17 protein-coding genes are annotated in these 18,364 nt (G+C 66.7%); 10 read left to right on the top strand and 7 right to left on the bottom strand.

Annotation, left to right across the window (positions count from 1 at the left end):
• Positions 1 to 64: 64 nt before the first annotated feature.
• The gene (gene gloA / locus ACQ5SA_RS15715) at positions 65 to 583 is read right to left on the bottom strand and encodes a lactoylglutathione lyase (protein ID WP_499314868.1); all 519 of its coding nucleotides are present in this window, start codon (positions 581 to 583) and stop codon (positions 65 to 67) included.
• Positions 584 to 709: 126 nt separating this feature from the next.
• On the opposite strand from gloA, the gene ACQ5SA_RS15720 reads away from it, so the two are divergent.
• The gene (locus tag ACQ5SA_RS15720) at positions 710 to 1,822 is read left to right on the top strand and encodes a PLP-dependent cysteine synthase family protein (RefSeq protein ID WP_499314870.1); all 1,113 of its coding nucleotides are present in this window, start codon (positions 710 to 712) and stop codon (positions 1,820 to 1,822) included.
• Between the two features lie 101 nt (positions 1,823 to 1,923).
• Here the strand turns inward: ACQ5SA_RS15720 and ACQ5SA_RS15725 are convergent, their stop codons facing one another.
• On the bottom strand, positions 1,924 to 2,328 hold the full coding sequence (locus tag ACQ5SA_RS15725; RefSeq protein ID WP_499314872.1) for a hypothetical protein: 405 nt from the start codon (positions 2,326 to 2,328) through the stop codon (positions 1,924 to 1,926).
• 170 nt (positions 2,329 to 2,498) lie between these two features.
• Here ACQ5SA_RS15725 and ACQ5SA_RS15730 point away from each other — a divergent pair, with 170 nt between their 5' ends.
• Positions 2,499 to 4,529, top strand: a complete 2,031-nt coding sequence (locus ACQ5SA_RS15730) for a M3 family metallopeptidase (RefSeq protein ID WP_499314874.1) — start codon at positions 2,499 to 2,501, stop codon at positions 4,527 to 4,529.
• Positions 4,530 to 4,662: 133 nt separating this feature from the next.
• Here ACQ5SA_RS15730 and ACQ5SA_RS15735 read toward each other — a convergent pair whose 3' ends face one another.
• Both ACQ5SA_RS15735 and ACQ5SA_RS15740 read right to left on the bottom strand, forming a co-directional pair.
• A complete protein-coding gene (locus ACQ5SA_RS15735; protein WP_499314876.1) occupies positions 4,663 to 5,463 on the bottom strand; it encodes an SDR family oxidoreductase in 801 nt (266 codons plus the stop codon).
• On the bottom strand, positions 5,460 to 6,026 hold the full coding sequence (locus tag ACQ5SA_RS15740; protein ID WP_499314877.1) for a DUF1415 domain-containing protein: 567 nt from the start codon (positions 6,024 to 6,026) through the stop codon (positions 5,460 to 5,462). Before ACQ5SA_RS15740 ends, ACQ5SA_RS15735 begins: the two co-directional genes overlap by 4 nt.
• Positions 6,027 to 6,221: 195 nt before the next feature.
• Here ACQ5SA_RS15740 and ACQ5SA_RS15745 point away from each other — a divergent pair, with 195 nt between their 5' ends.
• The 3 genes from ACQ5SA_RS15745 (at position 6,222) to ACQ5SA_RS15755 (ending at position 10,320) form a co-directional block, all read left to right on the top strand.
• The gene (locus tag ACQ5SA_RS15745; RefSeq protein ID WP_499314879.1) at positions 6,222 to 7,688 is read left to right on the top strand and encodes a benzaldehyde dehydrogenase; all 1,467 of its coding nucleotides are present in this window, start codon (positions 6,222 to 6,224) and stop codon (positions 7,686 to 7,688) included.
• A 17-nt stretch (positions 7,689 to 7,705) separates the two neighbouring features.
• Positions 7,706 to 8,833 (top strand): NAD(P)-dependent alcohol dehydrogenase, encoded by a 1,128-nt coding sequence (locus ACQ5SA_RS15750; RefSeq protein WP_499314881.1) that lies wholly within the window; start codon positions 7,706 to 7,708, stop codon positions 8,831 to 8,833.
• Positions 8,834 to 9,225: 392 nt separating this feature from the next.
• A complete protein-coding gene (locus ACQ5SA_RS15755; RefSeq protein WP_499314882.1) occupies positions 9,226 to 10,320 on the top strand; it encodes a helix-turn-helix domain-containing protein in 1,095 nt (364 codons plus the stop codon).
• 38 nt (positions 10,321 to 10,358) lie between these two features.
• On the opposite strand, the gene ACQ5SA_RS15760 is transcribed toward ACQ5SA_RS15755, so the two are convergent.
• Positions 10,359 to 10,841, bottom strand: a complete 483-nt coding sequence (locus tag ACQ5SA_RS15760; RefSeq protein ID WP_230112551.1) for a YajQ family cyclic di-GMP-binding protein — start codon at positions 10,839 to 10,841, stop codon at positions 10,359 to 10,361.
• An 83-nt stretch (positions 10,842 to 10,924) separates the two neighbouring features.
• Here ACQ5SA_RS15760 and ACQ5SA_RS15765 point away from each other — a divergent pair, with 83 nt between their 5' ends.
• The 3 genes from ACQ5SA_RS15765 to ACQ5SA_RS15775 all read left to right on the top strand — a co-directional run bounded on the left by ACQ5SA_RS15765 (position 10,925) and on the right by ACQ5SA_RS15775 (position 13,713).
• The gene (locus ACQ5SA_RS15765; protein ID WP_499314884.1) at positions 10,925 to 11,821 is read left to right on the top strand and encodes a DMT family transporter; all 897 of its coding nucleotides are present in this window, start codon (positions 10,925 to 10,927) and stop codon (positions 11,819 to 11,821) included.
• A gap of 198 nt (positions 11,822 to 12,019) precedes the next feature.
• Positions 12,020 to 13,027: a methionine ABC transporter ATP-binding protein gene (locus tag ACQ5SA_RS15770; protein WP_230112552.1), complete on the top strand. Its 1,008-nt coding sequence runs from the start codon at positions 12,020 to 12,022 to the stop codon at positions 13,025 to 13,027.
• Complete coding sequence (locus ACQ5SA_RS15775; RefSeq protein WP_230112553.1) at positions 13,024 to 13,713, top strand: methionine ABC transporter permease; 690 nt, start codon at positions 13,024 to 13,026, stop codon at positions 13,711 to 13,713. The genes ACQ5SA_RS15770 and ACQ5SA_RS15775 overlap by 4 nt, the downstream gene beginning before the upstream one ends.
• Positions 13,714 to 13,861: 148 nt before the next feature.
• Here ACQ5SA_RS15775 and ACQ5SA_RS15780 read toward each other — a convergent pair whose 3' ends face one another.
• On the bottom strand, positions 13,862 to 14,461 hold the full coding sequence (locus tag ACQ5SA_RS15780; RefSeq protein ID WP_499314887.1) for a lipocalin family protein: 600 nt from the start codon (positions 14,459 to 14,461) through the stop codon (positions 13,862 to 13,864).
• Between the two features lie 126 nt (positions 14,462 to 14,587).
• Between ACQ5SA_RS15780 and ACQ5SA_RS15785 the strand changes: the two genes are divergently transcribed.
• Together ACQ5SA_RS15785 and ACQ5SA_RS15790 are read left to right on the top strand one after the other, a co-directional pair.
• Positions 14,588 to 14,905, top strand: coding sequence for a hypothetical protein (locus tag ACQ5SA_RS15785; protein ID WP_230112554.1), 318 nt, complete (start codon positions 14,588 to 14,590; stop codon positions 14,903 to 14,905).
• 69 nt (positions 14,906 to 14,974) lie between these two features.
• A complete protein-coding gene (locus tag ACQ5SA_RS15790) occupies positions 14,975 to 17,071 on the top strand; it encodes a prolyl oligopeptidase family serine peptidase (protein ID WP_499314888.1) in 2,097 nt (698 codons plus the stop codon).
• Positions 17,072 to 17,143: 72 nt separating this feature from the next.
• Here the strand turns inward: ACQ5SA_RS15790 and ACQ5SA_RS15795 are convergent, their stop codons facing one another.
• Positions 17,144 to 18,337, bottom strand: a complete 1,194-nt coding sequence (locus ACQ5SA_RS15795; protein WP_499314890.1) for a pyridoxal phosphate-dependent aminotransferase — start codon at positions 18,335 to 18,337, stop codon at positions 17,144 to 17,146.
• Positions 18,338 to 18,364 lie beyond the last annotated feature (27 nt).

Below are 18,364 nucleotides of genomic sequence, written 5' to 3' on the forward strand. Positions count from 1 at the left end.
AGCGCGGCCTGCTCAAGGCCTCCGGGCATGGCCCGGCGCTACCGGAATTGTGCCCCTTTCTGGGTCAGGCGTTGGAGATGATCTCGACCCAGTAGCCGTCCGGGTCCTTGATGAAGGCCAGGTTCTTCATGCGGCCGTCGGTCAGGCGCTTCTGGAAGGTCACGCCCAGGTCCTCGAAGCGCTGGCAGGCCGCTTCGATGTCCGGCACCGACACGCAGATGTGGCCGAAGCCGCGCGGGTCGCTGTTGCCGTCGTGGTAGACCGGGCCGTCCTGGGTCTCGGTGCCATGGTTGTGGGTCAGTTCCAGCACGCCCGGCAGCCCGGCCATCCACAGGCGGCGGATGTCGTCATCTTCCGGCACGGTGGTGCCAGCCGGAACGTAGGCCAGGAAGTACAGGCTGAACTGGGCCTCGGCGAAGTCGCGCTTGTCGATCAGCTGGTAGCCGAGCACGCGGGTGTAGAAGTCCAGCGAGGCGGTGGCGTCCTTGACCCGCAGCATGGTGTGGTTGAAGACGAAGCCGGTGGTTTCGGCAGGGGCCTGGGCGGCGACGCCGGGGACATCGCGCAGGGCGGGAATGGTCATGGGGGAGGTCCTTCAGACAGGGCCGTTGCCGGCCGGATGGGCGTCATTCTACGGGCCGGCAGCTGACGGCACCGCGACGTACAATGGACGGATCGCACCGTTCCGTCCTGATGACCATTGCCCGCCATGTCGCAGCGTGAATGGGTGGCCGCCGCCATCCGCAAGATCGAAGCCGATTTCAACCGTTCCGCCGATACCCATCTGATCCCGCTGGCCTTGCCCGGGTTCGATGGCATCGAGGTGTACCTGAAGGATGAATCGAGCCATCCCACCGGCAGCCTCAAGCATCGGCTGGCGCGCTCGCTGTTCCTGTATGCGCTGGCCAACGGCTGGTTGCGTGAAGGGCGACCGGTGATCGAGGCCTCCAGCGGCTCCACCGCCGTGTCCGAGGCCTACTTCGCGCGACTGCTGGGCCTGCCGTTCATCGCGGTGATGCCGGCCACGACGTCGCCGGAGAAGATCGCGGCGATCGAGTTCCACGGTGGCCGCTGCCATCTGGTCGAGCGCGCCTGCGACCTCAACTGCGATTCGGAAAAGCTGGCCCGCGAAACCGGCGGCCACTTCATGGACCAGTTCACCTATGCCGAGCGCGCCACGGACTGGCGTGCCAACAACAACATCGCCGAATCCATCTTCAAGCAGATGGCCGAGGAACCCAGCCCGATTCCCGACTGGATCGTGTGCAGCCCCGGCACCGGCGGTACTGCTGCAACGCTCGGGCGCTACGTCAGCTATCGCCGGCACGACACCCGCATCCTGTGTGCGGACCCGGAAGTCTCGGTGTTCTTCGATGGCTACCAGGCCGCATTGGCCGGCGGCAATGAGTGGCGCGGCATGACCTGCAACGGCGGCTCGCGGGTGGAAGGCATCGGCCGGCCGCGGGTGGAGTCGAGCTTCATTCCGACCAGTGTCGACGCCATGTTGAAGGTGCCCGACGCCTTGAGCCTGGCCGCGATGCGCCACGTCAGCCGTCAGCTGGGGCGCCGCGTCGGTGGCTCCACCGGTACCAATTTCATCGGTGTGCTGCAGGCCGCGCAGTGGATGCGCGAGGCTGGCCGCCAGGGCAGCATCGTCAGCATCCTGTGCGACAGCGGCGATCGCTACGCGCACAGCTATTACGACCCCGCCTGGTATGTGCGGCAGGGGATCGATGTGGAAACCGCCGACGCACAGGTAGCAGCGGCAGCAGCCGGGCAGGGCCTGCCTGCATTGCCGTGGTGCAGCCTGGAAGCGCTGTAACCGGCCAACATTTCCGCCGGGCATGGCCCGGCGCTATCGGTCACGCCGAGCCGGTAGCGCCGGGCCGTGTCCGGCGAGCGCGGCGGTGAGTCGCACCCCGATCAATATCCGGCCGCAGTGAACGCATCCAGCACCACATCGCGCAGGGCATCGGGCAGGGCCTCGATCTCCACGGCGCGGTCGTCCAGGTGCAGGCGTGGGTCCAGGCTGCTGGCCCGGCCCTGGGCCAATGCCTGCAGCCACAGCAGCACGCAGATGACGAACTCGCGCTCGTGCCCCGACTGCACCTGGCTGGCGCCGCGTTCGATCACCTCGAACGGATACCACTCCTGCTCGTCGCTGAACCTGCCGCCCTGGTGTTGCAGTGCCTGCAGCTGCTGCAGGTGGCGCGGCGCATCGTCGCCCGCATCGCACAGCGCGGCGATCCAGGCCAGTTCGGTCGGGCTGGCCGACAGCGCCAGCGATGGTGAACGTACTGCGGATGGAGCTGGAGCCAGACCTTCCATGTGGGGCCTCCTCGACACGTTCCGCTGCGGTCTCCCCCGCGCCGCAAGCTTCAGCCGACGGCCGTAAGGCCGACGTGAACAATGGCCCGCCGCCCCTTGTCTGCCAGCCCGGCAAGCGCCATATCGATCTGGCTGCCCGCACCTTCGGGCCCGTACTCTGGAGACCTGCCGTGACCGTTGCCAACCCCCTGCTCGATTTTTCCGGCCTGCCGCGCTTCGAGGCGATCCGCCCCGAGCATGTGGCGCCGGCGCTGGACGTGCTGCTGGCGCAGGCCGAGGCGGCGGTCAGCGCTGCCGAGCAGGTGCAGCCGGTCAGCTGGCAGACCTTCGTTACCCCGCTGGACGATGCCACCGAACGACTGTGGCGTGCCTGGGGCCTGGTCGGCCATCTGCAGGGCGTGGTCAACACGCCCGAGCTGCGCGAGGCATACAACAGCAACCTGCCGCGGGTGACCCGCTTCGCCAGTGCGCTGGGCCAGAACCTGGCCTTGTACCGCCAGTACCAGGCCCTGGCGGCCAGCACCGAAGCGGCGGGTTTCGACGAGGCGCGCCGCAAGGTGCTGGAAAACACCCTGCGTGATTTCCGCCTGGGCGGTGCCGAACTGGATGCGGACGCGCAGCAGAGTTTCGCGGCGATCAAGGAAGAGCTCTCGGCGCTGTCGGCGAAGTTCTCGCAGAACGTGCTCGACGCCACCGATGCGTGGTCGCTGATCGTCGAAGACCCGGCGCGTCTGGCTGGCGTGCCGGACGACGTGAAGGCCGCTGCACGCGCGGCAGCCGAGAAGGACGGCACGACGGGCTGGAAACTGACCCTGCAGATGCCGTGCTACCTGCCCGTGCAGACCTGGGGAGAAGACCGCGACCTGCGCGAGATCCTGTACCGCGCGAGCGCGCAGCGCGCTTCCGAGTTCGGCGACGATGCACTGGACAACGGCGGCAACATCGATCGCATCCTTGCGCTGCGTGCCGAGTTGGCCGCACTGCTGGGCTTTGATTCCTACGCCGGCTATTCGGTAGCCACCAAGATGGCCAAGGACCCCGCCGAAGTGCTGGGTTTCCTGCGTGACCTCGCCGCGCGTGCGAAGCCGTTCGCGGCCAAGGATCGTGCCGAGCTGGAGCAGTTCGCCCGCGAGCATCTCGGTATCGACAGCCTGCAGGCCTGGGATCTGGCGTTCGCCGCCGACCGCCTGAAGCAGGCGCGTTACAGCTACTCCGAGCAGGAAGTGAAACAGTACTTCACCGAGCCGAAAGTACTGGGCGGCCTGTTCTCGGTGATCGAACAGCTGTACGGCCTGCGCGTGCAGGAAGACAGCGCGCCGGTCTGGCATGAGGACGTGCGCTTCTTCCGCCTGGTGGATGCGCAGGGCAACCTGGTGGGCCAGTTCTACCTGGACCTGTACGCCCGCGAGGGAAAGCGCGGTGGCGCGTGGATGGATGACTGCCGCAACCGCCGCGAGCGCGCCGATGGCAGCGTGCAGACGCCGCTGGTGTACCTGGTGTGCAACTTCGGCCGCGGTGCCGACGGCAAGCCGGCGACCTTCAGCCATAACGAAGTGACCACGTTGTTCCATGAAATGGGCCATGGCCTGCATCAGCTGCTGACCCGCATCGGCGAGCTGGGCGTGGCCGGCATCAATGGCGTGGAGTGGGATGCGGTGGAGCTGCCCAGCCAGTTCATGGAGAACTTCTGCTGGGAATGGGACCACCTGCAGGGCATGACCGCGCATGTGGACAGCGGCGAACCGCTGCCGCGCGCGCTGTACGAGCGCATGCTGGCCGCACGCAATTTCCACAGCGGCATGGCCACCGTGCGCCAGCTCGAATTCGGCCTGTTCGACATGCTGCTGCATAGCGAGTTCGAAGCCGCGCAGGACAGCGTGCTGGCACTGCTTGAGCGCGTGCGTGCGGAAGTGGCGGTGAACCATCCGCCGAGCTGGAATCGCTTCCCGCACCAGTTCAGCCACATCTTCGCCGGTGGCTATGCCGCCGGTTACTACAGCTACAAGTGGGCTGAAGTGCTGAGTGCCGATGCGTACGCCGCGTTCGAGGAAGCGCCGCAGGCGCTGGCCGCAACCGGCGCGCGTTTCCGCGACGAAGTGCTGTCGCGCGGCGGTAGTCGCCCGGCCGCCGAAAACTTCAAGGCCTTCCGCGGCCGCGCGCCGCAGATCGACGCGCTGCTGCGGCATTCCGGCATGGCGTAAGCACGCTACCGCCATCCACGCATGGCGTGGATCTACTGGAAATCGATGCGTGATGCCCTGGTAGGTGCCAACCTTGGTTGGCACGGGATCCATGCCAACCAAGGTTGGCATCTACCGGGTGCGGTGGCCGGGATCACTCGGCGTAGATCATCTTCCGGGTCATGCCACCGTCGACGATGAAATCCTGGCCGGTGCTGAAACCGGACAGCGAGGACAGCAGGTATACCGCCAGCGCGCCGATATCTTCCGGTTGCCCCACCCGGCCCACCGGATGCTGGGCATGGTCGCTGGCCGAATACTGCGGCACGTGTCGGCGCGACGGCGCCTGCCAGGCATCGGTGCTGATCCAGCCGGGGCTGATGCTGTTCACCCGCACCGCCGGTCCGGCACTGATCGCCAGCGCATGGGTGAAGGCCACCAGCCCGCCCTTGGCCGCTGCATAGGCTTCGCTGTTTGCCTCGGACTGCCAGGCGCGCGTCGACGCGATGTTGATGATCGCGCCTGCATCGGTCGACAGCGCCGGCAATGCATGCTTGCTGCACAGGAACGCACCATGCAGCGACGAAAGCCTGCGCTGCCATTCTTCCCAGTCCATGTCCTGCAGCAGGGTGCCGTGCGGCCCCGCGATGCCGGCATTGTTGACGAGGCCATCGATGCGGCCGAAGCGTTGCAGCGCTACCGCGATGAAGTCGCGCACACTGGTTTCGTCCGTGATGTCCAGCCGCTGGAACGCGGCATCATCGCCGCGCTGCCATTCGGCGAGGCAGGCTTGGCCTGCCTCCACATCCAGATCGCCGATCAGCACGCGACCGCCGGCCCCGAGCACCGCCTGGGCGATGCCGCGGCCGATGCCGTTGGCACCACCGGTGACCAGCACGACCCTGTCGTGCAGCGGTGTGGCCGGCCAGGCAGCAATCGGCGGCGCCGCGCTCATGACAGGTCGTCACCGCGAAGGCGACGGTGCCAGCCTTCCACACCGATCCGGTCCAGGGTCTGGATGTTGCGCTCGACGATCACGTCCGGATCCGGGTAGACATCCACCGCGCGTTCCACGCTGTCTTCGCGCAGTAGGTGCAGGGTGGGGTAGGGCGCGCGGTTGGTGTAGTTGCTGGCGTCATCGGCGGCGACACCATCGAACTGATAATCCGGATGGAAGCTGGCCACCTGCAGGGTGCCCTGCAGGTCCAGCGCCTCGATCGCCGCATCGGCGTTGTCGAGGAAGTCGTTGTAGTCGAGGAAGTCGCTCAGCACCTGCGGGTGCACGATCAGGGTGGTATCGATCTGCTCGGCCGGCGTGTCGCGCAGCAGCACCAGTTCTTCGGCCAGTTCTTCCACCAGGGCTTCCGGTGTGGTCGCGTCGCTCAGCACGATGCGGACCTGGTCTTTCACGTACACCGCCTTGGCGAACGGGCACAGGTTCAGGCCGATGACGATGCGCTCCAGCCACAGGCGGGTGGCGGCGATCGGGTCATCGGTGGGCAGGGTGGTGTCGGTCATGGCGGGCGCATCGGCTGGCGTGGGTGGCCATTGTAGGCGTGCCGGTGCGGGGACGCCGTTCACTGTGCAGGAACTGGACAACGGCGATGCTGGAAATTCCCATCGATTCAATCCCTTGCCGATATCACGCCAATGGCCGATTGCCGACGCAGCGGGCTAGGCGTGCAATGGCGGCACGACACAGGAGGACTTCACATGACTGCATCTTCCCCATGGCTGCCGGACACACTCTGGTCAGGCGCCTTCTTCGATGGTCAATGGAGCGCTGCCGCGCAGCGCCAGCCGGTGATCGAGCCCGCCACCGGGCAGTCGCTTGGTGAGATCGGCCTGGCCGACGCGGCGCAGGTCGCGCGTTCGGCTGCCGCTGCGGCGCAGGCGCAACAGGCATGGGCGGCGGCGCCGTACGAACAGCGCGCCGAGGTGCTGCGCAAGGCTGCACGCCTGGCCGAGGAAAACTTAGACACGCTGGTCGACTGGCTGGTCCGCGAAAGCGGCTCCACCCGCCTGAAGGCCGGCTTCGAGGCCAAGGTGACCATCAAGGCACTGCATGAGGCCGCCGCACTCCCTTCGCGCAGCGTGGGGGAAATCCTGCCGTCCGAGCCCGGCAGGCTGAATCTGGCGCGGCGTCGTCCCCTCGGCGTGGTGGGGGTGATCTCACCGTTCAATTTTCCGCTGTACCTGGCGATGCGCGCGGTGGCCCCGGCCATCGCTCTCGGCAATGCCGTGGTGCTCAAGCCCGACCCGCGCACGGCGGTGTGCGGTGGTGCGGTGATCGCACGCCTGTTCGAGCAGGCCGGTCTTCCGCAGGGGGTGCTGCACATGTTGCCCGGCGACGGCGCCGCCGGTGCCGCGCTGACCAGTGATCCGCACGTGGCGATGATCCAGTTCACCGGTTCCACTGCTGCCGGGCGCAAGGTCGGCGAAGCCGCCGGCAAGCATCTGAAAAAAGTGTCACTGGAGTTGGGGGGCAAGAACGCGCTGATCATCCTCGACGATGCCGATCTGGATCTGGCCGTGGCCAATACCGCCTGGGGCGTGTACCTGCACCAGGGACAGATCTGCATGGCCACCGGCCGTGTGCTGGTACAGCGAAGCATCCATCAGGCGTTCCTGCAGAAGCTGGTGGCCAAGGCGAAGTCGCTGAAGGTGGGCGACCCTGCACGCGAGGACGTGGCGCTGGGGCCATTGATCAATGCCGCGCAGCGCGACCATGCGGCGCGTGTGGTCGACGACGCAGTGAAGGCCGGTGCGTCCCTCGAAACCGGCGGCACCTACCAGGACCTGTTCTTCGCACCGACCGTGCTCGGCAACGTCAGCGCGGACAATCCGGCGTTCAACGAAGAGATCTTCGCGCCGGTGGCGGTGGTGGTGCCGTTCGATGACGACGACGAAGCCGTGCGCCTGGCCAACGACAGCGAGTACGGCCTGTCGATGGCGATCGTCTCCAGCAATGTCGGCCGCGCGCTGAAGCTGGGCGAGCGCCTGCGTACCGGCCTGCTGCACATCAACGACCAGACCGTGAACGATGAGGTCATCAATCCCTTCGGCGGGGTAGGAGCGTCCGGCAACGGCACCAGCATCGGCGGCCCGGCCAACGTGGAGGAATTCACCCAGTGGCAATGGATGACGGTCAAGGGCGAAGCCCCGGCCTATCCGATCTGATCGAGGAGAACGCAACGATGAGCAGCAACAGTGGATCGCGTGACATCACCGCCGCCGTGGTGCGCGGCAAGGAACAGCCCTTCGTCATCGAACAGGCACGCCTGCGCGGACCGCAGGACGACGAGGTACTGGTGAAGATCGTGGCGACCGGCCTGTGCCATACCGACCTGATCGTGCGTGACCAATACTATCCGGTGCCGCTGCCGGCGGTGCTGGGCCATGAGGGCGCGGGCATCGTCGAGGCGGTCGGCCCCAACGTGCGTGAACTGAAGGCCGGCGACCACGTCGTGCTGACCTACGGTCAATGCGGCCACTGCAATCCCTGCCGTGGTGGACATGGTGCGTACTGCCGCGATTTCTTTGCGCTGAATTTCGGTGGTGTTGATGGCCACGGTCATACCGCCATCACCGATGCACAGGGCCAACCGCTGCACGATCACTTCTTCGCACAGTCGTCGTTTGCCACGTTTGCATTGGCGCGCGAGATCAACGCGATCAAGGTGCCTGACGATGCGCCGCTGGAGCTGCTCGGGCCACTGGGCTGCGGTATCCAGACCGGTGCCGGTGCGGTGCTCAACTCGCTGCAGGTGCGATCGGGCAGCAGCTTCGCCAGCTATGGCGCCGGTGCGGTCGGCCTGAGCGCGGTGATGGCGGCCAAGGTCGCCGGTGCCACCACCATCATCGCCATCGACGTGGTGCCCTCGCGGTTGCAGCTGGCCTTGGAGCTGGGCGCTACCCACGTGGTCAACAGCCGCGAGACCGATGTGATCGAGGCCGTGCGTGCGATCACCGGTGGTGGCACCGATTTCGCGCTGGAATCCACCGGTCGTCCGGAGGTTCTCTCCGCAGGTATCGAGGCGCTGGGCGGGCTGGGCATGATGGGCGTGGTTGGCGCGCCGAAATTGGGCACGACCGCCAGCTTCGATGTGAACAACCTGCTGCTGGGTGGTCGCAGCATCCGTGGCATCGTCGAGGGTGACAGCGTGCCGCAGGTGTTCATTCCGCAGCTGGTGACGCTGTACCAGCAGGGGCGTTTCCCGTTCGACAGGCTGGTGAAGTTCTATCCGCTGGAGCAGATCAACCAGGCGGCCGAGGACAGTACTCGGGGCATTACCCTGAAGCCGATTCTGCGGATCGCGGCGTGATGTGAGGGTGGGGTGGGTTTGCAGGGCTGCGCCCTGCCCCCGCCGAATCGACGGCAACGGCAACGGCAACGGCAACGGCAACGGCAACGGCAACGTCAAAAGCGGGTATTCCGTGGGATGGCGGGGTGGGTCCGGTTGCGGGGGACGCCGTAAACCCGTCCTTGGGGGCTTGGCCGCGGCATCCATGCCGCGGACACCCCCGCAACCGGACCCACCCCGCCTTCGACAGATCTCCGTAATCTGTTGGAATGGCATGGCCTGTCCTTGGTAGGTGTCGACCTTGGTCGACACATGGATCCATGTCATGCGTGGATGAATGTCTGACGGAAACGGAAACGCTCCGTTGTCGGGACGTAACGCGGGCGTGGCGTGCACGGGTGTACTCTGCGTGCATGATGGCCACGACAGTCGGGCAACAGCAGTTGGTGGCGGCGCGTGCCGCTTTTGCCGAGGGCGATGTGCAGTCGCTGGCGATGCTGCCCTTGCCTTTGCAGCAGTCCTGGCAGCGCTCGCATGCGGCCGGTGTGCGGCCCGGGCAGGAGCCGTATTACCCGCCACTGCAGGGCAATGGCCTTCGCCTGGAGTCTCGCGATGATCGGCGCCTGGCGCGTTGCGTACAGCCGGAGCTGGAGCAGTTGTGGGCCGCGTTCGGTGCGCGGGGATGGACGATGTTCTGCGCCAACCGCGAAGGCATGGTGATCGTGCATCGCGCCCATGGCCTTGAAGATGCGCCGCTGCTGCGGCCGATCCAGGTGGGACGGCGGTTGGGCGAGGCAGAGATCGGCACCACCGCGCCTGCGGTCAGCCTGGCCGACGACCTGCCCGCCTTGGTACGCGGCAACGAACACTATCTGCAGCGGTTTGCCCCCGTGTTCTGCTTGAGTGAGCCGCTGCATGACCTGCAGGGGCAGGTCTGCGGTGCGATCGACATCACCGGGCTTGGGGAACGCGATCCGGTATTGCTGCAGGGCTATTTCCGGCAGGCGGCGCTGGCCATCGAGAACCGTTTGATGCACACGCTCAGCGATGTGCACCTGCTGGCGGTGCAGCATGATCCGCGCTGGCTGGCATCACCGCTGCAGGGCCTGTTGGCGGTGCAGGAAGACGGCCAGTTGCTTGCCGCCAACCGCGTCGCCCGGCGTCTGCTCGGTCTGCCACGGCGCGGGCCGCTGCCGTTGCTTTCGCTGGATACGTTGTTTGCCGGCGCCAGCGCCGCACAGCGACGTCGCCTGCTGCAGCCCGGTCCTGCGCATCGGGTGCGGCTGGGTGAGGGCAGTGCGGTCCATCTGCAGCATCTGCAGGCACCGCGCGCTGCACGGTCTCGTTCGCCGGCTGCGGCCGCGGGGCCCGTGCAGGCGGCGCCACTGCGTGACCAGCAGCGCGATGCAGCGCGCCGCGCCGCACGCGCCGCCGACGGCAACCTCAGCCTTGCCGCACGCCAGCTCGGAATCTCGCGGACAACGCTGTACAAATTGCTGCGGGAGTGAGGCCGGCAACCGAGGCCGGCGCTACACCCCGGCGTCGATCAATCGCGGAAATTGTTGAACTGCAGCGGCAGTTCGAACTTGCCGGCCTTCAGCACGGCAATGGCGTCCTGCAGGTCGTCGCGCTTCTTGCCCATCACCCGCAGCTTGTCGCCGTTGATCTGGGTTTCCACCTTCAGCTTGGCTTCCTTCAGCGCCGCAGCGATCTTCTTGGCGATCTTCTGCTCGATGCCCTGCTTGACGGTGATCTTCTGCCGGGCCTGGGCCAGGTTGGTTTCCACGTCGCCATATTCCAGGCTGAGCACGTCGATGCTGCGGGCAGCCAGACGTGCGCGCAGGATGTCGTTCATCTGCTTGAGCTGGAACTCGCTCGGCGCGGATTGGGTGATCACTTCGCCCTCGCGCTCGAACTTGGCGTCCACGCCCTTGAAGTCGAAACGGGTGGCAAGCTCGCGGTTGGCCTGGTCGAGTGCATTGGTCAGTTCGTGGGTGTCGACTTCGGACACAACGTCGAAGGAAGGCATGGGCGTTACTCCGCAGAAATCAGTGGCGCTCATTCTATCGCGCCGGTCGCGGCGGCAACGTCCGCGGTCGGCGATAATGGGCCATGAACCTGCAACGCTCCCCTTCGCGCGCCGTGGCCTGGATGGTCGCCGCCGTCGCCTGTTTCTCGCTGATGGACGCCGGCATGAAGCAGCTTTCGGCCAGCTATCCCTCGCTGGAGGTGACCTTCCTGCGGGGTGTGGCGTCGCTGCCCTTCGTGCTGGTCTGGGTACTGGCCAGTGCCGGGCCACGCTCGTTGATTCCGCGCCGCTGGGGCCTGCACCTGCTGCGCGGCGGGCTGGGCATGGCGATGATCGGCTGCTTCGTGTTCGCCCTGCGCGACCTGCCGCTGTCCACCGCTTACACCATCTATTTTGTCGCGCCGCTGCTGATTGCTGCCTTGTCGATGCCGCTGCTGGGCGAGCGGGTCGGACCGCGGCGCTGGGTCGCCATCGGCATCGGCCTGGTCGGCGTGCTGGTGGTGCTGCGGCCGGGCGTGGGCGGTTTCATCTCGGTGCCGGGGCTGATGGTGCTGGCCGCTGCCACCGCCTATGCCATCGCCGCGATCACCGTCAGCCTGCTGACCCGCACCGACACCTCGCAGTCGATGGTGGTCTGGTTCCTGGTCATCATGGCCATCGGCGCCGGCCTGCTGGCGATCCCCGGCTGGGTGCCGCTGCAGATGGCGCATGCGCCGTTGATCGCCGGCATGGGCCTGGCCGGAGCGCTGGGCCAGATCGCGCTGACCAAAGCCTTCCAGCTGGGTGAGGCCTCGATGATCGCGCCGCTGGAGTATAGCGGCCTGGTCTGGGTGATCGGCTGGGACCTGGCGTTCTGGGGGCAGCTGCCGGATGGCTATACCTGGGCGGGTGCGGCGATCATCGTCGCCTCGGGCCTGTACCTGCTGCACCGCGAGCGGGTGAACCGGCAGGAACCGCCGAAACCGTTGGACCATCCCTGAACCGGGGTAGTGCCGGCCGCTGGCCGGCAACGACGGTCCATGAGATTGCCGGCCAGCGGCCGGCACTACCGGTTGCGCGGGTTAACGGCAATCTTAGAACCAAAAGGAATAACATTCTGGCCCATAGCGCGGGCGTGCGAGCGCCGGCGCTGGTAGGCTGCACGCCCCCTTCCATCGCCCTCCCGGTGAGCTGATCCCGTGATCGAGTTCCAGCGCCTGCACAAATCCTATGCCGTTGCCGGCCGCGCAGTCAGCGCGCTGCAGCCGCTGGACCTGACCATCGAGGCCGGAGAGGTGTTCGGCATCATCGGCCATTCCGGTGCGGGCAAATCGACGCTGATCCGCATGATCAACCGCCTGGAGGAACCCAGCGGGGGCCGCCTGCTGATCGCCGGCGAAGATGTCACCGCTCTCGATCCGGAGGGCCTGCGCGCGCTGCGCCGCCGGATCGGCATGATCTTCCAGCACTTCAACCTGCTGTCCTCGCGCACGGTGACGGGCAACGTCGCCTTCCCGCTGGAGCTGGCTGGCACGCCGAAGGCCGAGATCGATGCGCGCGTGGCCGAACTGCTGCAGACCGTGGGCCTGCAGGCGCATGCGGACAAGTATCCGGCGCAGCTGTCCGGCGGGCAGAAGCAGCGTGTGGGCATCGCCCGGGCACTGGCCACCCGACCGCAGATCCTGCTGTGCGATGAGGCCACCAGCGCGCTGGACCCGCAGACCACCGCCTCGGTGCTGGCACTGCTGTCGAAGATCAACCGCGAGCTGGGCCTGACCATCGTGCTGATCACGCATGAGATGGACGTGATCCGTCGCGTCTGCGACCGCGTGGCCGTGCTCGATGCCGGGCAGCTGGTCGAGACCGGCCCGGTGACGAAGGTGTTCCTGCACCCGCAGCACCCGACCACCCGCCGTTTCGTCAGCGAATCAGAGCAGGTGGACGAGGGCACGCTGCACCGCGATTTCGACGCTGTCGGTGGCCGTGTCGTACGCCTGACCTTCCTCGGCGCCGACACCTACGAACCCCTGCTCGGCAGCGTCGCGCGGCAGACCGGGGTCGACTACAACATCCTGTCCGGCCGTATCGACCGGATCAAGGACACCCCGTATGGCCAGCTGATCGTCGCCCTGGTGGGCGGTGACCAGTCCGCCGCGCAGGCCGCGTTCGTGGCTGCCGGCGTGCACGTTGAGGAACTGCGTCGATGATCATCGCCACTGCTGAAGGCTTCTTCCGCAACCTGGATGCCAACAAGTGGGTGGATATCGGCAAGGCCACCATCGAGACGCTGTTGATGATGGCCGGCTCGCTGCCGCTGACCCTGGCCATCGGCCTGCCAATGGGCGTGCTGCTGTATGTGTTCGGCGCGCCGCAGATGAAGCGCCGGCCGCTGGCCTATGGCTTGCTGGCAGTAGTGGTGAACCTGCTGCGTTCGGTGCCCTTCATCATCCTGATGGTGGTGCTGATTCCAGTGTCGCTGTGGTTGATGGGCCAGTCGATCGGTGTGCTCGGCACGCTGCCGGCGTTGGTGATCGGCGCGGCGCCGTTCTACGCGCGGCTGGTCGAGACTGCGTTGCGCGAAGTGGACCGTGGCGTGGTCGAGGCCGCGCAGTCGATGGGCGCCACCACCTGGCAGCTGGTTACCCGGGTGCTGCTGCCTGAGGCTCGGCCGGGCCTGATCGCCGCAGCCACGGTCACCACCGTTGCCCTGGTCGGCTTCACCGCCATGGGCGGTGCGATCGGTTCGGGTGGCTTGGGCGACCTGGCACTGCGCGAAGGCTACCAGCGCAACCGCACCGACGTGGCCTTGGTCACCGTAGTGGTGCTGCTGATCCTGGTGCAGCTGCTGCAGATGCTGGGCGACCGCCTGGTCGCGCACTACAGCCGCAGATAACAGAATGCCGGGTGGTGCCCGGCATCGTTCAGTAATGCCGGCCGCTAGCCGGCATTGTTCCCGGTAGTGCCGGCCGCTGGCCGGCAACCTCATTAACGCGGGAAATACCGTGCAGTTGCCGGCCAGCGGCCGGCACTACCGCATTCGATCAACGCACGTTCGGCACTTCGTAGCCCAGCTTGCCGACCTGCTCGGCGTGCTGCGGCACGCGCTTGAGCTTGTCGGTGTTCACCCCGTACTCGTCGCGCAGGCGTTCGGCCAGGTCCTTGTACAGGACCTTGTCCATGTCAGGCGTGCGGGCGAAGATCCAGGCCATCTCGCGGCCCGGGTAGCCGATCAGCGCCCAGGAATAGTCCGGCGCCACTTCCAGCACCCGCGAATGGGTCGGCACGACCCGGTAGAACCAAGTGCGCCAGCCGTGGTTGCCACTGTCGGGATCGACACTGGCGCGCGCGCGGATTTCCTGCAGGGGCTCGCCGAAGCCATCGCGGTAGCGATAGGTGATGGCGACCTTGTGGTCCTCGCGCAGCTCGTACTGGTTGACGCTGGCGACGTGGCCGCGTTCGATGAAGTTCGGCACGCGGCCGATCACGTACCAGGTCCCCATGAAGCGCTGCAGGTCGATCGCACCATCTGCAGAGGCTTCCGCGGCGCTGTTGCGGGACGACGGTGGGGAATTGGCAGCCACTGCCGGACCGCCCAGGGACAGGGCCAGCAACACAGCGCAGAGCGGGCGGATCGAGGTCATGCGGGAGCGGGCTCCAGTGGGCTTGCCCGCGCATGGTCACTGTGTGCACGCAATCCGTCAATGGTGTCGCAGCCGGTGAGAAGCCCCGCAGCCAAGCTGGCCCCCATCGACCACCGGAGAATCCGCATGCGCACACGTCCCAGCCGCCGCCTTCCAGCTGAACGCGTCAGCGAACGCAGCGATCCACGCCTGCTGCGGGTGGTTCCGCAGCTCGCCTTGGCAGGGCTGGCCGTGGTGCTGGTGTGGCCCGCCGCGCGCGGCAGCAGTGTCTGGCTGGGCTGGCTGCCGCTGTGGCTGGTGGGGATGCCGCTGGCGGCCTGGTGGGCGCTGCTGCGCTGCCCGTTGCCCACGCGGGCCGTGCTGCGCTGGCTGCGACGCGACACTGGGCAGGCCCGGCGCCGCTCCCAGCCACGTGCGCGCAAGGCGCACACCGCCACGGCCTGACCTTCGACACGGGGGCGGCCCCGGTCATCCATGCTAGCGTTCCACGGCTAATGACTGCCTGGAGCTGCAATGTCACGATTCGCTTCCGCCTGCCTGCTGGCCGGCATGATGACCGCTGCCTCGGTGGGTACCGCCGTGGCCGCTGAAGACACCGACCGTTACGCCTGGCTGGAGGACGTCACCGGCGACAAGCCGCTGTCCTGGGTCAAGGAACAGAACGCCAAGTCCGAGGCGCGCCTGGCGCAGACCCCGGCCTTCAAGCAGATGGAGACCAGCATCCGCGAGGTGCTCGACTCGGACGCCAAGATTCCCGGCGTGCAGAAGATCGGCGACTACTACTACAACTTCTGGAAGGACAAGCAGCACGAGCGCGGCCTGTGGCGTCGCACCACCCTGGCCGAGTACCGCAAGACCTCGCCGACCTGGGAGACCGTGCTCGACCTCGATGCGCTGAACAAGGCCGAGAACGAGAACTGGGTCTGGCACGGCGCCGACTGCCTGCGTCCGGATTACAGCCGCTGTCTGATCGCGCTGTCGCGCGGCGGCGCCGACGCCGATGTCACCCGCGAGTTCGACCTGGCCAGCAAGAGCTGGATCAAGGACGGCTTCTTCCGTCCCGAATCGAAGGGCGGCCTGAGCTGGATCGACCGCGACACCGTGTTCGTCTACACCGACTTCGGTACCGGTTCGATGACCACCTCCGGTTACCCGCGCGTGGCCAAGCTGTGGAAGCGTGGCACGCCGATGTCCGCGGCCAGCCTGGTCTATGAAGGCAAGCCGGAAGACATGTACATCGCGGCGATGCACGATGACACCCCGGGCTTCGAGCGCAACCTGGTCAGCCGCACGCTGGCCTTCTACAACAACGAGATCTACCTGCGCGGCGACGATGGCAAGCTGACCAGGATCGATGCGCCGAACTCGGCCGAGAAGGGCCTGCACAAGCAGTGGCTGACCCTGGAACTTCGCGATCCGTGGACCGTGGGTGGCAAGACCTACGCCTCCGGCGCACTGCTGGTGACCAAGCTGGATGATTTCCTGGCCGGCAAGCGTGATTTCGAGGTGCTGTTCACCCCGACCGCCACCACCTCGCTGGCCAGTGCCTCGTGGACAAAGAACCACCTGGTGCTGAACGTGCTGGACGACGTCAAGAACCGCCTGTCGGTGCTGACCCCGACCGCCAAGGGCTGGCAGAAGAGCGATTTCGTCGGTGCGCCGGCCTTCGGCACCCTGGGCGTCAGTGCGGTCGACAGCAACGACAGCGATGCAGTGTGGCTGACCGCCACCGACTACCTGACCCCGACCACCCTGGCCATCGCCGACATCGGCAAGGCGCCGGAAGTGCTGAAGACCATGCCGGCGTTCTTCGATGCCGACGGCAAGGTCATCGAACAGCACTTCGCCACCAGCAAGGACGGCACCCGCGTGCCGTACTTCGTGGTGCACGACAAGGCGATGAAGCTCGATGGTTCCAACCCGACCCTGCTGTACGGCTACGGTGGCTTCGAGATCTCGCTGACCCCGGCGTATTCCGGTGGCATGGGTCGCGCTTGGCTGGAGAAGGGCGGCGTGTACGTGGTCGCCAACATCCGTGGCGGTGGCGAGTACGGTCCGCGCTGGCACCAGGCGGCGCTGAAGCAGAATCGTCACAAGGCCTATGAAGACATGGCCGCGGTTGCCCAGGATCTGGTCACCCGCAAGATCACCTCGGCCAAGCACCTGGGTGTGCAGGGCGGCAGCAACGGTGGCCTGCTCACCGGCAACATGCTGACCCAGTACCCGGAGCTGTTCGGTGCGGTGGTGGTGCAGGTTCCGCTGCTGGACATGAAGCGCTACAGCCACCTGCTGGCCGGCGCATCGTGGATGGCCGAGTACGGCAACCCGGACACCAGTGACTGGGAGTTCATCAAGACCTTCTCGCCGTACCACCTGTTCGACGCGAAGAAGAGCTACCCGCCGGTGCTGTTCACCACCTCCACCCGCGATGACCGCGTACATCCGGGCCACGCCCGCAAGATGGCTGCGAAGATGATCGATGCCGGCAAGGACGTGACCTACTACGAGAACATCGAAGGCGGTCACGGCGGTGCGGCCAACAACGCGCAGGCTGCGCACATGTCCGCACTGGCCTACAGCTTCCTGTGGGAGCGGTTGGGCGGTAAATGATGAAATGAAAAACGCCGCCCTCGGGCGGCGTTTTTCTTCATGGGTAGTGCCGGCCGCTGGCCGGCAATGCCGTCAGCGCGACCCGCCCCAGCTTTTCAACCCGCGCGCAATCCGCTCCACGGCCTCCTGCAACCGCGGTACTTCCTGGGTATAGGCCAGGCGCACGTGCTGGTTTGATCGATGGAAGCCGAAATCCAGGCCCGGCGTGAACGCCACATGCTCGGTTTCCAGGAAGTGCGCACAGAACGCCTGCGCGTCATCGGTGAACGCGCTGACGTCGGCGTACAGGTAGAACGCACCCTGCGGCTCCACTTCGATACGGAAGCCCAGTTCGCGCAGGGCCGGCAGCAGGAAGTCGCGGCGCTGCTGGAAGGCCTGCCGACGCTGCTCGAAGATCGCCATCGCCTCTTCGCTGAAACAGGCAAGGGCTGCATGCTGGGCGATGCTCGAGGCGCTGATGTACAGGTTCTGCGCCAGCTTCTCCAGGTCGGGTACCGCCGCCGGTGGCGCCACCAGCCAACCCAGTCGCCAGCCGGTCATGCCGAAGTATTTGGAGAAGCTGTTCAGCACGAACGCGCTGTCATCCACCTGCAGCACGCTCGCGGCATCCAGGCCGTAGGTCAGACCGTGATAGATCTCGTCGACCACCAGGTGGCCGCCGCGCGCATGCAGCGACGCCGACAGTGACGCCAGTTCATCGGCTGACAGCACGGTGCCGGTGGGATTGGCCGGCGACGCCACCAGCGCGCCGACGCTGTCGGCATTCCAGTGCTGCTGCACCAGCGAAGGGGTGAGCTGATAGGCCGTTTCGGGGCCCACCGGCACCAGCTGCGCGCCACCTTCCACCAGTCGCAGGAAGTGGCGGTTGCAGGGATAGCCGGGATCGGCCAGCAGCCAGTGGCGGCCCGGGTCGACCAGCAGGCTGCTGGCCAGCAGCAGCGCGCCGGAGCCGCCCGGCGTGACCAGGATGCGTTCGGGGTCGATATCCAGGCCGTAGTGGCTGCGGTAGAAGCCGCTGATTGCCTGGCGCAGGGCGGGAAGGCCGCGTGCGGCGGTGTAGCGGGTGTGGCCGGCGGCCAGCGCCGCCTGGCCGGCCCGCACCACCGGCTCGGCGGTGGTGAAGTCCGGTTCGCCGATCTCCAGATGGATCACATCGTGACCGGCCTGTTCCAGCGCCTGAGCGCGGGCCAGCAGGGACATCACATGGAAGGGAGCGATTTCATGGCTGCGCCGGCTGTAGCCCGGCGTGTGGGGCAGGGTACTCATGGCCACATGGTACGCCGCCGGTCCAGG

It is taken from the genome of Stenotrophomonas indicatrix (assembly GCF_050573115.1).
Lineage (GTDB): Bacteria > Pseudomonadota > Gammaproteobacteria > Xanthomonadales > Xanthomonadaceae > Stenotrophomonas > Stenotrophomonas lactitubi_A.